General features: G+C 60.9%; 13 protein-coding genes. 5 read left to right on the forward strand and 8 right to left on the reverse strand.

Features of this window, described 5'->3' with window-relative positions; translation table 11 throughout:
• The first annotated feature begins 339 nt into the window (after nt 1–339).
• On the forward strand, nt 340–471 hold the full coding sequence (locus ACWFVE_RS01145) for a hypothetical protein (protein WP_447527462.1): 132 nt from the start codon (nt 340–342) through the stop codon (nt 469–471).
• Nucleotides 472–605: 134 nt separating this feature from the next.
• Here the strand turns inward: ACWFVE_RS01145 and ACWFVE_RS01150 are convergent, their stop codons facing one another.
• From ACWFVE_RS01150 to ACWFVE_RS01160, 3 genes are all read right to left on the reverse strand, one after another.
• Nucleotides 606–2,066, reverse strand: a complete 1,461-nt coding sequence (locus ACWFVE_RS01150) for a sodium/glutamate symporter (RefSeq protein WP_447527463.1) — start codon at nt 2,064–2,066, stop codon at nt 606–608.
• A gap of 109 nt (nt 2,067–2,175) precedes the next feature.
• Complete coding sequence (locus tag ACWFVE_RS01155) at nt 2,176–2,715, reverse strand: phosphatase PAP2 family protein (RefSeq protein WP_447527464.1); 540 nt, start codon at nt 2,713–2,715, stop codon at nt 2,176–2,178.
• Entirely contained in the window at nt 2,678–3,841 is a 1,164-nt protein-coding gene (locus ACWFVE_RS01160) for a glycosyltransferase family 4 protein (RefSeq protein ID WP_447527465.1), read from the reverse strand. Before ACWFVE_RS01160 ends, ACWFVE_RS01155 begins: the two co-directional genes overlap by 38 nt.
• A gap of 343 nt (nt 3,842–4,184) precedes the next feature.
• Here ACWFVE_RS01160 and ACWFVE_RS01165 point away from each other — a divergent pair, with 343 nt between their 5' ends.
• Nucleotides 4,185–5,186 carry a porin gene (locus ACWFVE_RS01165; protein ID WP_447527466.1) on the forward strand — a complete coding sequence of 334 codons (1,002 nt, stop codon included), beginning with the start codon at nt 4,185–4,187 and terminating at the stop codon, nt 5,184–5,186.
• Between the two features lie 136 nt (nt 5,187–5,322).
• Here ACWFVE_RS01165 and ACWFVE_RS01170 read toward each other — a convergent pair whose 3' ends face one another.
• Nucleotides 5,323–6,402, reverse strand: coding sequence for an aldo/keto reductase (locus tag ACWFVE_RS01170; protein WP_447527467.1), 1,080 nt, complete (start codon nt 6,400–6,402; stop codon nt 5,323–5,325).
• 276 nt (nt 6,403–6,678) lie between these two features.
• Here ACWFVE_RS01170 and ACWFVE_RS01175 point away from each other — a divergent pair, with 276 nt between their 5' ends.
• Nucleotides 6,679–8,325 (forward strand): bifunctional metallophosphatase/5'-nucleotidase, encoded by a 1,647-nt coding sequence (locus ACWFVE_RS01175; RefSeq protein ID WP_447527468.1) that lies wholly within the window; start codon nt 6,679–6,681, stop codon nt 8,323–8,325.
• A 15-nt stretch (nt 8,326–8,340) separates the two neighbouring features.
• Here the strand turns inward: ACWFVE_RS01175 and ACWFVE_RS01180 are convergent, their stop codons facing one another.
• The 4 genes from ACWFVE_RS01180 to ugpB form a co-directional block, all read right to left on the reverse strand.
• On the reverse strand, nt 8,341–9,393 hold the full coding sequence (locus ACWFVE_RS01180; RefSeq protein WP_447527469.1) for a sn-glycerol-3-phosphate import ATP-binding protein UgpC: 1,053 nt from the start codon (nt 9,391–9,393) through the stop codon (nt 8,341–8,343).
• Between the two features lies 1 nt (nt 9,394).
• The gene (ugpE, locus tag ACWFVE_RS01185; RefSeq protein WP_447527470.1) at nt 9,395–10,243 is read right to left on the reverse strand and encodes a sn-glycerol-3-phosphate ABC transporter permease UgpE; all 849 of its coding nucleotides are present in this window, start codon (nt 10,241–10,243) and stop codon (nt 9,395–9,397) included.
• A gap of 15 nt (nt 10,244–10,258) precedes the next feature.
• Nucleotides 10,259–11,143 carry a sn-glycerol-3-phosphate ABC transporter permease UgpA gene (gene ugpA / locus ACWFVE_RS01190; protein WP_447527471.1) on the reverse strand — a complete coding sequence of 295 codons (885 nt, stop codon included), beginning with the start codon at nt 11,141–11,143 and terminating at the stop codon, nt 10,259–10,261.
• A gap of 123 nt (nt 11,144–11,266) precedes the next feature.
• Nucleotides 11,267–12,595 (reverse strand): sn-glycerol-3-phosphate ABC transporter substrate-binding protein UgpB, encoded by a 1,329-nt coding sequence (gene ugpB, locus ACWFVE_RS01195; protein ID WP_447527472.1) that lies wholly within the window; start codon nt 12,593–12,595, stop codon nt 11,267–11,269.
• Nucleotides 12,596–12,800: 205 nt separating this feature from the next.
• Here ugpB and argE point away from each other — a divergent pair, with 205 nt between their 5' ends.
• Nucleotides 12,801–13,967: an acetylornithine deacetylase gene (gene argE / locus ACWFVE_RS01200; protein ID WP_447527473.1), complete on the forward strand. Its 1,167-nt coding sequence runs from the start codon at nt 12,801–12,803 to the stop codon at nt 13,965–13,967.
• 167 nt (nt 13,968–14,134) lie between these two features.
• Nucleotides 14,135–15,484 (forward strand): hypothetical protein, encoded by a 1,350-nt coding sequence (locus tag ACWFVE_RS01205; protein WP_447527474.1) that lies wholly within the window; start codon nt 14,135–14,137, stop codon nt 15,482–15,484.
• The last annotated feature ends 15 nt before the right edge of the window (nt 15,485–15,499 follow it).

Raw genomic sequence — 15,499 nt, forward strand, 5'->3', positions numbered from 1 at the left:
ACAGGGTAGTAAGGATGGCATGGAGCCAATAGAAGATGGATTTTAATGGACACTAGCCTGCTCACTCGCACCGACGCAGGATCGCGTCGGCATCAAGGCTAAGGAGCGGCGGCGATGCAAACTGGCCATTTCGTTTAAGCGAGGTGGCTTTTTTGCGTCTATAAAAAATTATTAATTGACTGATATTTATACCTAATTTGCCACGTCAAAGGCAGCCTACGAACGTCTGTATGAAATTTTATACAGATGGTGGATCCTTTTTGGTCTATCCTCAGGGATAAACCAATTCAGCGGCTATAAAACGTCAACGTAACAGCCGTCTACTCAGGGATACGCGTCATGGCAATGGCATTGATGTTCGTCATGTTTATACTGTTTTTAGGTTTTTCTGCGGTGGGGGTCTACGTGATGTTCAAGACGTCCTTCATGACGCCGGAAGAGCTCGACGATATTCCCCCGGATCTCAAGTAAAGGCTTTGACCGCGCCCCTGACGGGTAGCGTATTCAGTACCGGGGCTCCTTTTTAATTACACCGTTCACTCTCACATCCATCATCCAGCGCCAACGCCCGCTTATGCGGGCGTTGGCGTTTTAAGAGCAGCGTTTCATTCTTTGGACTCACCCTGCCAACGGCCCTTGCCGCCCTCGGGCACCATCCGGCCGAAATAAAGCAGTCCGAACGCCAGCCAACCGGCGGTCAAAAGCCCGGTGAAGATGAGAATGGCGAGCGGGCCGAATTCGGCTATCAGGGGCAGGGCGGCGGCGGTAAAGAGCCCGCCGCCTACGATGGGCTCGAACATCAGCTGCTTGTAGCCAAAGCTTTCGAGCGCACCGGACTCGTTTTTAGGGTCGGCCATGCGCATGAGCAAAAGCCCGGTGACCGTCACGCCCATGGACTGGCCAAAGTCGCCGATGCCACGCTCGAACCAGTGCTCGGGGATGATACGCGGGGCCAGCACGATCAAAACGAACAGCCCCCAGGCGATACCCGCAAACGCCAGCAGCAAAAACGGCACGAGGTATTCGCTTAGCGTGGTGAGCGAAAGCGTGGCGAGTGCGGCCACGATGGTAAAGTCCAGCGCGGTGCCCGCAATGCGCGACATGGTGCGCGTCGACACGTGGCGCTCCCAGCCAAAGCGCATGATGATCAGTTGTACGATCACCCCACCGATCATCGCAATCGGGAACAGCGGCACGTGAGCAAGGATTTCGAGCCCACCGTCACTTGCCCAGGTGACCTGCTCGATCCATTGAAGCCCGGAAAGAATTAGCCAGCCGAGCACGATGGCAATGCCGACCAGACCAATATGCAGGCTCAGCGGGTCGGTGGTGCCGGCCTCCTGGTTAAGATCCTTTTTGAACTCGCTGAACTCTTCCGTCGAGGGGCGCTCGTCATCGCGCATGGTTTCGTCCGGCGTCTCTTCTTGCTCATCCTGGCCCAGGGTGACCACCCCGCGCCGGGCGGCAATGTTGATCATCACCGTGCCGATCAGCACGCCAGAGACGATACCCACCGTGGCAAGTCCCAGCGCTAAATCGGCGCCTTCGGCAAAGCCCAGGTCGGCGAAGGTGTCGGCCATGCCGGCGGCCGTACCATGGCCGCCCTCGAAGCCGATTTCGATCAGCGCCCCGGCCATGGGGTTCATGCCAAATACCGGCGCTAAAACCAGCAGCGCAAGCGTTAGCCCCACCACGTACTGCCCCCAGGCCATGGTTTGTCCCACCACCACCTGAGGCCCTGCCCGCATCCAGATCGTGCGAAGCCCTGGGATCGTTTTACCGATGAACAGTGCAGCGAACACCACATTGATCAAAAGCCCGGGTAGCGAGGACCAGCTCTCCTGCACGTAGCCGGGGAAAAGCCCCGGGCTTTCCTCGAATAGGGTCGGCATGAAGCGCCCGATCACGTCCGGGCCCAACAGCAAAAGCAAAAGCCCCGCGATGACGGAGCTGGGTAGAAAGAGGCGGCGAAGCCAGGGCAGTAGCAAGCGGATGGCGTTGCTTAACAATAGCGCCAGGCCTATCAATACCAGCGCAATGAAAAGTTCACCTACGGTCATGGTCATGTCATCACTCCCTGATGATCGGCATTGGAGGGGCAACGTTTGCAAGATACATAAACGTTAGGAGTGATTTAACCGTAGTGGTTTTTGGGTAAAAGCGCTACGCAATGCGCTACGGCATGACATAAAGGCTCAGCAGTGCAAAGCCGTAGCCAATCGCCGCGCCGGCCAGTACGTCGCTTACATAGTGAAGGCCAAGGCCCACCCGGGAAAGGGCGATCAAGGCGCTTAGCGGCAGCACGACCACCAAAAGCCAGGGCGTATGCGCGGCGACCATCACGCTGAACATGACCGCGTGCATGGTGTGCCCGCTTGGAAAGCTGTAGCGGTCGCGGGCGGGTTCGCCGCAGTGCACGCCGCCCAGGTAGGTGATAAACGGCCGCTCCCGGCAAAGCCGGGTTTTGATCAACCGGTACACACACAGGGCGATCAAGGCGATGGCGCTGTACTGCATCACCCGCCGGTTGCCGTCCGGGGTTAGCCAGGGCTGGGCGGCAATCAACAGTACCCAAACCGGCCAATCGCCCAGTTTACTGGCGGTTTGTAGCACGACCCGCCAGGCCGGGTTCAGTGACAGGCGAGTGACGCGCTGGCAAAAGCGCCACTCCCACACATCAAGACGATCGAATACGACAAGTGGGCGAGAGCGCATGGTGGGCCTCCTGGGCTTTTTGTAGGTAACGCTTGAACTGCGTGGCAATGCCGGTCCAACTGTGTTCGAGCACGCCAAGCCTGGCCGTGCGCCCGAGCCGAGCGTAGTCGGCGGGGTGCTGGCAAAGCTCGGCGGCGGCGTGGTGAAAGCCGGCCGGGTCATCCGGGGCGATGCTGACGCCGTTGTCACCACTGCGGATCAGTTCGGCGCTGGCGGCGTGGTTAAAGGCGACCACCGCCAGGCCGCTTGCCATGGCCTCGGTAATCACGTTACCCCAGGTTTCGGAAAGCGACGGAAATACGAAGATATCGGCGCTGGCGTAGTGGCGTGCAAGCGCCGGCTGGTCCAGAAAGCCGGTAAAGTGCGCTTGGGGCAGCGCTTTTTGAAGCTGCTCCCGGGCCGGGCCGTCGCCTACGATCACCTGGGCCATGTCCGGGCGTACTTCGTGCATCGCCTGGAAGGTTTCCACCAGCAGCGTAAGGTTCTTTTCCGCCGCCAGCCTCCCCGCGTACAGCGCAACGCCCTGATGTTCGTTGACGCCCCACTGCGCCCGCAGCGTATGGTCACGGTGCGCGGGCGAGAAGTGCTCGGCGTCGATTCCCCGCGAAAGAACGTTGACGCCGCGAATGCCCTGGCTTCGCAGGGTGCTGGCCTGAGCGTGGGTGGGCACCAGCGTGAGCGCGCAGCCGTTATGAAAGTGGCGTAGATAGCGAAGCGTAGCGGCGCTGAGCCAGGACATGCCGTAGTCGTGGCAGTAGTGATCGAAGTTGGTGTGCCAGCCGGCCACGCAAACCACCCCCAATCTACGCGCCGCCCGGCGCGCGGCAAGCCCAAGCGGGCCCTGGGTGGCCAAATAGATGACGTCCGGCGGGTGCTTTTGCCAAAAACGGGCAAGCTTGCCCGGGCTTGCAAGCCCTACTTGCACCTCGGCGTAGCCGGGAAGTGGCAGGCGGTGAACCTGCAGCTCCTCGCCAAACGCCGTGATATGCCCGCCCGCGCGGGGTTTGGGGCGCACGATATCGATATGTACGCCTTGGCGTTTGAGCTCGTGAGCGAGGCGGCTGAGCGTATGGGCGACTCCGTTGATATCCGGCGCCCAGGTCTCACTCACTATACAAAGCCGCATGTGCCTCGCTCCTTACCTTAACGTTTCACCAAGCGTGGCAAAACGTCATGACAAATCCGGGTCACGCGAGTGAACAACTAATGACAGCACTGACCGCGGCTGTCTTGGATCTTTTTACATAACATCTAAATATTTAATTTATATGTAAAAAGATTGTATATTAGAAGAATTTTATTTTTATCGCTTTCAGCGGCAGGCTTTAAGATTACTGCAATAAAAACCTTCTAGAGTTTGTTTCGCTAAGGGGTTGGTGGTGGCCCGGGAACCCGCCTGGGGGCTCATGTCACGCGCTTATTAAAAAATTAAGCAGCAACGACTGCTGTTCACTGCAATGGGATGGTTCATGTTTAAAAAAACGGTACTGGCGCTGGCGCTCACAAGTGTATTCACAGCGGCGGGCGCACAGGCGGCCAGCGTTTATGACGAAGACGGCACCGCCGTCAACGTCTACGGGCGGATCGCCATGGGGGTCGAGGGGGGCGGTCTTAACGATGGTGTGAATAACGGCGCCGAGTTTCGCGATTTCAGCTCGCGCATGGGCTTCAAGCTACAACAGCAAATAGCGCCGGACCTGGCCGCGTTCGGCCGCCTGGAGTGGCGCTTCAACGGCGACGAGCGCAGCCGCCCGGGCTTCAAGGAGCTACGTAAAAGCTACATCGGTGTCGAGAGCAGCCGCTTTGGTACGTTTACCGCGGGTAACTTCGACAGCTTCTACGACGACTACGTCATGGCGGTTTTCGACGTCTACGTGGGCGAAGGTTACGAGTTCGCCGGCGGCGGCCTGCAGGCGCGTGGTGACTCCATCGGTTACGAATCACCGGAGCTCGAAGGCTTTCAGGTGGTTTTCGCAGCCAAGCACTTCTCCGAGCGCGGTTTGACCGTCGACGAGCAAACCAGTGAGGGCAGCGTAGTCGCCACTCAGGGCGGCGTAGTGTACGAGGCAGGCCCGGCGCGTTTGGCGGTGGGTTATACGGAAGACACCGTACGCGGTGGCGGTAACGGCAAAACCCGCGTGGGTACCACCGCCGCTTACACTGCAAGCGACGCCTTCCAGGTGCGCGTAGGCTACGAGACTCGCGGCGACAGCAGCACGTACGGCGGCGGTTTCGACCGCGTCGGCCTGGGCGCGACCTACACCTACGACGCGCTGGCCGTGTACGGTGACTACTACCACATCGACCCGGACAACGACGACAAGCGCAACGTCTGGGCGCTGGGCTCGCTTTATAACCTTTCCGATGATTTCGACGTCTTTGCCGAGCTCTACGAGTCCGACCTGGATTCCCTCGACCGCTACGACGACAACGACCTCTACTACGCAGTGGGTGCGCGCTACTACTTCTAACAAGGGACCCTTGCGGCCAGGCGCCTGCTTTGCACAAGGGCCTGGCTAACTGGCACTACTCGAATCGATCTTTAGCCGGTACGGTGAAACCCCGTACCGGCTTTTTGCGCTGCATGGGTAAGCACTTACGCGCGAATCAGCGCTCGTCGCTGCGGTTATCGATGGTCTTGCGGTATTGATCGATGAACGGCTTCTCCGCCTTGTCGATGCGGTCCATACCGGCGACGACCCGGTGCCAGTAGGGGTATTGCGGCGCCGGGCGGGTAGCGGCTTCCAGGCGCTCGATCTCCTCGGCGCTCAAAGTGAGCTCCGCGGCGGCCAGGTCGTCCTTCAAGTGCTCTTCGCTTCGTGCACCCACGATCAACGACGTCACGCCGGGGCGATCCTTGAGCCAGGCAAGGCAGGTGCGCGGGATCGAGGTGCCGTGGGCTTCGCCGATCTCGGCCAGAAGCTCGATGATGTCGTAAGCGCGTTCCATGTCGTGCACGTAGGGCTCGGGCCAGCCGTTGCCCTGGCGGGTGCCTTCCGGCGCTTTCTGGCCGCGGCGCACCTTGCCGTTGAAGAGCCCTTCGCCCAGCGGCCCCCACACCAGGGTGCCGATGTTCTGATCGATGGCCAGCGGCATCAGCTCGTATTCCGCCTCGCGGGATTCCGGCGTGTAATAGATCTGCTGGCTGATCGGACCGGCCAGGTTGTGAAGCTCGGCTTTACCGATGGTCTTCATCATCTGCCAGCCGGTGAAGTTGGAGGTGCCGTAGTAGCGAATCTTGCCGCTTTGCACCAGGTGATCCAGGGCGTAGAGCATCTCCTCGACCGGGGTGACGCCGTCCCAGTTGTGCATCTGGTACAGATCGATATGGTCGGTGCCCAAGCGCTTCAGGCTCGCTTCACACGCGTTGATCAGGTGGTAGCGCGAAAAGCCGCTGTGGTTGGGGTTGTCGCCCAGCGGGCTTCGCGCCTTGGAGGCGAGAATGATGTCGTGACGCTTCTCACCCAGCGCCTTGCCGACGATCTCCTCGGATTCGCCCATGGAGTAAAGGTCGGCGGTGTCGATCAGGTTCACCCCGGCATCCAGGGCCATGTCGATCTGGCGCTTGGCGCCGGCCACATCCACGCTCGCGGCTTTCTCGAAGCCACCGCTGCCGCCAAACGGCACGGTGCCCAGTACGATTTCAGATACCAGCAGGCCGGAGTTTCCCAGCGGACGATATTTCATCTCGATAGCATCCTTGTTAAACGAAAGTAGTATTGCATTTGCTCGTGAGCATGGCGGGTTTTAAGCCTAGGTGATGGTCTGTATTTGTCAAAGGCTCGGCTACCCCCGCCGGCCGGGCCGCTTCGCCGCGAAAAAAAAGCGTGTTTCGGCGCCAACAGAAGATGCGGGCCTTAATAAACGTCACAAATGCTGTTAATAATTATAGAGAATGTGATTTGGGCGCGGCGCCATCGTTTCGCCAGCGCAACGTATAAAACAGGATTAAAAGGAATTGCCATGTTGTCATCGAAAAGCGGGTCCTGGGGGATGGGCGTATCGGCCGGTGCATTGATACTCGCGTTCTCGCCCGGCGTGCTCGCCGCCCCCTACACGCTCACCATCTTTCACACCAACGACCTGCACGGGCGTACTGACCAGTACCCGCAACTGGTGAGCGCCCTCGACGAGGCGCGCAGCCAGTACGGCGAGGGCCTGTTGCTCGACGCCGGCGACATCTTCTCCGGCACGCTCTACTTCAACGAGTTTCGCGGTCAGGACGCCGTCGCGTTCATGAACCGGATGGGCTATGACGCCTTCGTGCCCGGCAACCACGAGTTCGATTTGAACGACCCGGAAGCGGGCCACCAGGCGCTGGCGGATCTTTTCACCGCGGCCGAGTTTCCCATTGTGGGCGCGAACCTGGATTTCTCCGCCGCGCCGGAGTTTGCTGATCTACTGGGGGATTCGATCAGCGCCGAACCTCAGGCGGGTCACTTGTACGATGGCATCGTGGTCGAGCACGGCGGCGAGAAAATCGGTATTTTCGGGCTCAGCACGCAATCAAGCGAAGACGTCTCGAGCCCGGGCAACGTGACCATCGGGGATTACCGCGAAGCGGCACAGGCGATGGTGGCGGCGTTTGAAGCCGAGGGCATCGACAAGATCGTCGTGCTCACGCACCTGGGCTATGACAGCGACCCGAGCGTTGGCAACGACACCTTGCTCGCCCAGCACGTGGACGGTATTGACGTGATCATCGGCGGGCACAGCCACACGCGCCTGGACGCCCCCGTGGTGATCAGCGAAAACGACCGGGGCGAGCCCAAAACGCCCACAGTGATCGGCCAGGCGAACGAGTACGGCAAGTACCTGGGCGTGCTGCAGGTCACCTTCGACGATGACGGCGTGGTGACGGATGCCAGCGGCGAGCTGCTCGCCACCGAAGATTTCGAGCCGGATCTCGAGGCGGCCGCGATGCTCGAACCCTACACCGCGCGTATCGAAGAAGTGCGCGATACCCAGGTAGGCGCCCACCTTGATACAGCGCTTCCCAACCCGCGCCACGGCAATGGCGACGAGGCGAGCGTGCGCGCCGATGAAACGGCGCTTGGCAACCTGATTGCCGATGGCCAACTGGCCGCTGCCCGCCAGGTGAACCCGGACACCGTACTGGCGCTGCAAAACGGCGGCGGCGTTCGCGAGCCGATAGCGGCGGGGGATGTGTCTGTTGGCGAGCTGATCGCGGTGCAGCCCTTCGGTAACCGGCTGACGCTGATGGATGTCACCGGCGCCGAGCTTCTCGAGACCTTCGAGATCGCGCTTGCCAACGCCCCGGAGGAGAGCGGCGCCTTCCTGCAGGTTTCCCGCGGGGTCGAGGTCGTGTATGACAGCCGCGAACCGGCCGGCGAGCGGGTGGTGAGCCTGAAAGTGACCCAAGACGGCGAGCTTATGGATATCGACCCGGCGCGTACCTACGTGATCGCTACCAACAACTTCACCGCCGCCGGGGGCGACAGCCACACCGCGCTCGAAGCGGCACATGATGACGACCGCAGCCATATCGTCGGCAACACCGATTGGGAAATGCTGCGTGACTACATGGTGGCCGAAGGCGAGGTCGCGCCCCAGGTAGAAGGGCGCATTATGGATGTCGCTCGCCCATAACCCGCCAGTAGGGCGTTAACCGGTACGCTTGCCGGTTGCGCTCTCAAAGGGGTGAAGCGCTTCGCGAGAGACATAAAAGCGCAGCGTTTCACCCTCTTTCACTGGCGGCTGGCCGCTGGTGCGAATCACCGTGGGCTGGTCGCTATCCAGCAAACGCACGTAGAGGTGGCTCTCCGCCCCCGCGGCCTCATAAAGCTCCAGGGTGGAATCGACCACCAGGTGCGGGGCATCGGGTGGGGTCAGGCGCATGTCGTCCGGGCGAATGCCGACCACGTCGGTGTCCGCCGGCAGGTCCGCCAGCAGCTCGCGGGCGCCGCGGGTTTGCAGGTACTCGATAGGCACCATGTTCATCGCCGGCGAGCCGATGAACCCGGCCACGAACATCGACGCCGGGCGGGCGTAGATCTCCATGGGCGTACCCACCTGCTCGATTTGTCCGGCGTTCAAGACCACCAGGCGGTCGCCCAGGGTCATCGCCTCCAACTGGTCGTGGGTCACATAAAGGCTGGTGGTTTTTAGCCGGCGCTGGAGCTGTTTGATTTCGACCCGCATCTGCACGCGCAGCTTGGCGTCCAAGTTAGAGAGCGGCTCGTCGAACAAGAACGCCGCGGGCTCGCGCACCAGCGCCCGGCCCATGGCCACGCGCTGGCGCTGGCCGCCGGAAAGATTGCGCGGCTTGCGCGGTAGGTACTCTTCGATCTCGAGCATTTTGGCCGCTTTGCGCACCCGCTCCTCGATGGCGGGCTTTTTGAAGCCGCGGTTCTTGAGCCCGTAGGCCAGATTGTTATACACCGTCATGTGCGGGTAGAGCGCGTAGTTCTGAAACACCATGGCGATATCGCGCTGGGCGGGCTCTAACGTATTGACCACCCGGTCGCCGATTTTCAGCGTGCCCTCGGAAATCGTCTCGAGCCCGGCAACCATGCGTAAAAGTGTGGATTTCCCGCAGCCGGACGGCCCCACCAGCACCACGAATTCGCCGTCCTCGATGGCCAGGTCCACACCTTTGACGGCCTGCACGTTGCCGGCGTAGGTTTTCTTGAGTCCTTCCAGGGTAATACTGGCCATCCTATTTCTCCGTCTCGGTCAGGCCTTTCACGAACAGTTTCTGCATCAACAGCACCACCAGCACCGGCGGCAGCATGGCAAGCGTCACCGTCGCCATGATCAAATTCCAGGCGGGCACCCGGTCCGAGGAGGCCATCAGGCGCTTGATGCCCAGCACGATGGTGTAAAAGTCCTCGTCGGTGGTGACCAAAAGCGGCCACAGGTACTGCACCCAGCCGTAGATGAACATGATCACGAACAGTGCGGCGATATTGGTGATCGACACCGGAAGCAAGATGTCCTTGAAGAACTTCATGGGTCCGGCGCCGTCGACCCGGCTCGCTTCCATCAGCTCCTCGGGCACGGTCATGAAGAACTGGCGAAACAGAAAGGTCGCGGTGGCCGAGGCGATCAGCGGAAGCGTGAGCCCGGCGTAGGAGTTGAGCATCCCTAAATCCGCCACCACCGCGTAGGTCGGGATGATGCGCACCTCGACCGGCAGCATCAGCGTGATGAAGATGAGCCAGAACGCCAGCATACGAAACCGGAAGCGAAAGTAGACGATCGCGAAGGCCGAGATGATCGAAATCGCGATCTTGCCGATGGCAATCGTCAGCGCCATGATCAGCGAGTTGCCCAGCATCAGCCATACCGGCGGCGCGCCGCCCACCTGCCAGCCCGAGGTCAGCATCTGCTTGTAGGAGGCCCACATGTTGTCGCCGGGTAGCAGCGGCATCACCCCGCGCACGAAGGCGCCGGGTTCGTGGGTCGAGGCGATGAACGCCACGTACACCGGAAACGCCACCACCAGTACGCCGGCAATCAATACCAGGTGGGTCAGAATGTTCAGATAGGGTCTGTTTTCGACCATGATGGATCCCTGTGCCTAGTAGTTGACGCGACGTTCCACGTAGCGGAACTGGATGAACGTCAGCACGATCACGATGCCCATCAGCATGACCGACTGGGCGGAGGACGAACCGATGTTGAGCCCGGCCACCCCGTCGGTGTAGACCTTGTAGACCAGCGTCATCGTCGCTTGGCCCGGCCCGCCGCCGGTGGTGGCGTCGATCACCCCGAAGGTCTCGAACATCACGTAGTTGATGTTGATGATCAGCAAGAAGAAGGTGGTCGGTGATAAAAGTGGGAAGACGATGGTCCAGAAGCGTTTGAACGGCGTGGCGCCGTCGATGGCCGCGGCCTCGATCAATGAATGGGGCACCGACTGAAGCCCGGCCAGAAAGAACAGAAAGTTGTAGGAGATCTGCTTCCAGGCGGCGGCGATGGTGATCAGGATCATCGCCTGGCTACCCGAGACCCGGTGGTTCCAGTTGATACCGAACCAGTCGAGCAAGTGGGGCAGAAGGCCGATGGTCGGGTTGAACAGAAACCACCACAGCACCCCGGCGACCACCGGGGCCACGGCGTAGGGCCAGACCAGCAGCGTGGTGTAGAACCGGGCGCTTTTCAGCACCCGGTTGACGCACACCGCCAGTAAAAGCGCGGTGCCCATGGAAAGCGCGGTGACCGAGACGGCAAAAATCGCCGTGCGTCCTAAAGCGTTCAGGTAGCTGGGGTCCGCCAGCACCCGGGCGTAGTTGGCAAGGCCCACGAAGGTGGTGTTGAAGCCGAAGGCGTCGGTGCGCTCGAAGCTCGACTTCACCGCTTGGGTCGCCGGCCAGATAAAGAACACCAGGGTGATCGCCAACTGCGGCGCTAACAAAAAGAAGGGAAGCCACCGGCTTTGATAGGTGGAGCGTTTGGTCTGCATGAGGCGTCCTGTTGAACCCGGCCCGGAGAAAACCCACCCATAGGTCCGCGTTGTCGGGCGTATGGGTGGGCCCTCACAACAAACCCCGGCTATAGAAGCCGGGGTTCGAGTGGTGCCGCTAAATTAGTTATTGGCGGCTTCGAAGTCGCGCAGGATCTGGTTGCCGCGCTCTACCGCGTCATCCAGCGCTTCCTGGCCGCTCTTGTTACCCGCCAGCACCGCCTGGAACTCCTCGTCCAGTACCATGCGTACTTGGGTGTAGTTGCCAAAGCGCAGGCCCTTGGAGTTCTCGGTGGGTTCGTTGAGGTTGATCTGCTCGATGGCGATATCCGCGCCCGGGTTCTCGTCGTAGTAGCCCTGCTCTTGGGTCAGCTCGAACGCTTCGGTAGTGATCGGCAGATACCCCGTGCCCTGGTGCCACTCGGCCTGTACCTCGGGCAGTGACAGGTACTCCAGAAACTCCGCGACGCCGGTGTACTCGTCGTCTTCATGGCCTGAAAGGACCCAAAGCGTGGCGCCACCGATGATCGAGTTCTGCGGCGCGCCGTCCACGTCGTCATAAACAGGCAGCATGCCAAAGCCGACTTCGAAGTCCGAGTTGGCCAGCACGTCCGCCCTCGAGGCGGAGGAGTTCATGTACATCGCGCAGTCGCCGGAGTAGAACGCGGGCGCGGCGTCCGGGCCGTTGGCCGGGCCGCCGTAGCTATACACACCGCTATCCGACCACTCCTTGATCTGATCCCAAAAGCGCGCCTGCTCTTCGCCGTTGAAGGTGAACTCGGTTTCAAGGCCGCCGAAGCCGTTCTCCAGGGTGCCGATCGGCAGATTGTGTAGCGCCGAGAAGTTCTCCAAACCCACCCAGTTGGCCGCGTAGGCCATGGTGAAACCACAGGACGCCGCGCCTTCATCGACGATCTGTTGGCCCATCTCGCCCATTTCCTGCCAGGTGGTCGGCGGGGTTTCCGGGTCGAGGCCGGCCGCTTCGAAAGCGTCCTTGTTGTAGTAGAGAATCGGCGTGGAGGAGTTGAACGGCATGGAGAGCATGTTGCCGTCGGTGTCGGTGTAGTAGCCGGTCACTACGGGCAGGTAGTCGTCCGGATCGAAGTCACTGCCGTGCTCTTCCATCAGCTCGAAGACCGGGTAGATCGCGCCCCGGGCGGCCATCATGGTGCCGGTGCCGACTTCGTAGATCTGGACGATGTGCGGCTGCTGGCCGGCGCGGAAGGCGGCGATGGTGTTGACCATCGTCTCTTCGTACTCGCCACGATACGAAGGGTTCACCCGGTATTCGTCCTGGGAGGCGTTGAAGTCCTCGGCCAGCGCGCTCAAGCGCTCGCCCAGCTCCCCGCCCATGGAGTGCCACCAGGTGATCTCGGTGGCGGCCTGGGCGGAAACGCTCAAGGTAGCCGCCGCGATGCCTACAGAGAGGGCACGTAACGTGAAACGAGACATAAAAGCTCCTTTAGGGCCTGGGATCGGCCGGGTGGCACAGTACGTTTATGGCGTTTTTTTTGGTTGCACTGAACATTAGTGAGTGTACATGACATTTTGATGAACGCTACGCGCAGCGCCCGGTTTGCTCATGCAACTTTGGCCGTAGGCGGTGCGCCCCCGGCGGTGATAGGGTAATGAAAAGACGTCAATCAAGGGCCACGTCATGACCGATGCACAAGCGCTACTCAGCCAACTGATTGCTTTCGATACCACTTCCCGCGGCTCCAACCTGGCGCTGATCGAATTCGTCGAAGGGTATCTCGCCGAATACGGCGTTACCTCGGAGCGGGTCATGAGCCCCTGCGGCACCAAGGCGAATTTGATCGCGCGCATCGGCCCGGACGCCCCGGGCGGGGTGATGCTCTCTGGCCACACCGACGTGGTGCCGGTCGAAGGCCAGCCCTGGTCGACGGACCCTTTTACGCTGGTGGAAGGCGACGATGACCGCCTTTACGGGCGTGGCACCTGCGACATGAAGGGCTTCATCGCCTGCGCGCTTTCCATGGTGCCCGAATGGGTGAAAGCGCCGCTCAAACAGCCCATTTACTTCGGTTTTTCCTATGATGAGGAGATCGGCTGCGTCGGCGCGCCGGCGCTGATCGAGCGCTTTTTCGAGCACTACTCGACCACCGCGCATGTGATCGTCGGTGAGCCCACCAGCATGCAGCCGGTGGTGGCGCAAAAGGGCGCGACCAACCTGCGCACCACGGTCACCGGGGTCGAGGCGCACAGCAGCCAGGTCAACCAGGGCACCTCGGCCATTCACGTGGCCGCGCGTTTGGTCACCTTCATCGAGGACACCATGGCCGCCCTGGTGGAAGAAGGGCGTGTGGATGAGGCGTTCAACGTGCCCCACACCAGCCTGCACGTAGGCCGCATCCAGGGCGGCACGGCGATCAACATCACCGCCCGAGAGTGCACCTTCGAGTGGGAGATCCGCCACCTGCCCACGGACACCTTCGAGGACGTCTTCGCTCGTTTCGAAGCGTTTGGTGAAACGCTCAAGGCCGAGCTGCAGGCGCGGGGGAAAAGCGTCGACATCGCCACCGAGGCGCTCAACGTCACGGTGCCGGGCCTGGCCGATCGCGACAACGACGCGGTGCTGCGCTTGGCCAAGGAACACTTGCCGGGGCAGTGCTGCAACCACGCCGTGGCCTACGCCACGGAAGCCGGCCAGTTCCAGGGCCAGGGCCTGCAAACCATCATCCTGGGGCCTGGCAGCATCGCCCAGGCCCACCAGCCCGACGAGTACATCGACAAAAGCGAGCTTACGGCGTGCCTGGATTTCATGACCCGGATGGGCAAAGCGCTCGAGTCGCCATTTTCCTAGCGCCCGCTTAGGCGTCAGCCAGGATAGCTAATCGGTTCCCGGTGTCGCGAAGAAGGTGTCGCGATAGTGTCGCGATAAGGTGTTGCGTCATGTCCAGTATCATTAGGATAATATGAAATAGCGATAGACTATTTTGCCGATAAGCTTGGTTAATTGAGGAGATGGCGGTGAGCGGGAAATTCAATCTATGGGCAGGTACCGCCGCGGTGCTGCTACTGGCGGGCTGTGGAAGCGACTACCCGGATCAGGCAGAAATTTCCGCCGAGGGCGGGCTCGACCCCTCCATGTTCGATCAGACTCGGCAGGCGCGGGTGTACTACTTCGATGAACAAGCCATCGATGACGCCACCGAGTTACAGCAATTCAATAGCGCTTTGACCGCATGGCTGGCCTCGCCCGGCGACGAGCTACCCGACGTTGAGTTTCCTGACGATGCGCAAGAGCTCTGGGAAGCGACGCAAACGTTCCAGCAGCAGCGCGAAAACCAGGACGCGGTTTGGCGTGCACATCTTGAAGAAAGTACGGCGCCGCTGGAAGCCGAACTGGAAACCGAGCAAAGCGAGCTTGCAAAGCTCGAAGAGACCCAGGCAGCGTTTGACGAGGCGCTGGCGCCCGCGGATCAAAAAATAGCGGAATTGGAAGCGCGCATCGAGGAGACGGTCGAGCGCCAAGCCGAGATGGAGCGGGCCGTGGTCGAAGGCTGGAATGACTATATTCTGGAAAACGATCTGGCGGTCAGAACGCTCGACCCCGAGCGCAGCCAAGTATTTTCCTATGGCGGCAGAACGAACACCGATAGCTGCCCCGCCTCCACTGACGACGTGACGGTGGACCGCCTGGCAGAGGAAGATACCTGCTATCGGCTCTGGCTGCCGGATGAAGCGCTGCACCCCGCGCCCATCAACGAGCAGTATGCCGCCTTGTTTGACGAGTACCGCGAGCTTTCTGAGCTGCGCGGGCGCCCGTACGGCGTGCAAAGCGAGGACGATACGCTTAATCAGCAGCTTCGCGAGGCAAAGGAAGAGCGCTCGGAAGACCTGATTCGCGCTGAAAACCGCAACGGCGATCACCGTCAGCTGGCAAGCGAGCTTGGCAATACCGAGCGCCGGATCGGCAGAATCCAGCAGCAGCTCGACAGAGCGGACAGCGAACGAGCGCGGGAAAACTTCGAGCGCAATCGGCTACGCGAATACCGTAACAACGTGCAGCAGCAGTTGGAGCGCTATGTTGCGTTGGAAGCGAACGCTATCGTCGAAAATGTCGCCCACTCCGAGGCATCCACCGCGTCGGCGTTTGCGCTCGAGCATCACGCAGAGCTGCTGGTCTTCGACCTGCCCGTCAGCACCTTCATGGGCACGGGCAATCTGCTGACCCTCGAAGACATGCGCGAGCCCGGCGAGCAGGAAACCCTGAACGTCGTGCTCCGCGACGCTAATTCACAGATGGTATCGCAACGTGAACTGTACACCGGCATCGTCGAGCAGGTAGCGCTCGCGGGCCAGGCATTCGGTGAGTAAGCGAACAAAAACACC

This window comes from Vreelandella mediterranea, assembly GCF_970647075.1.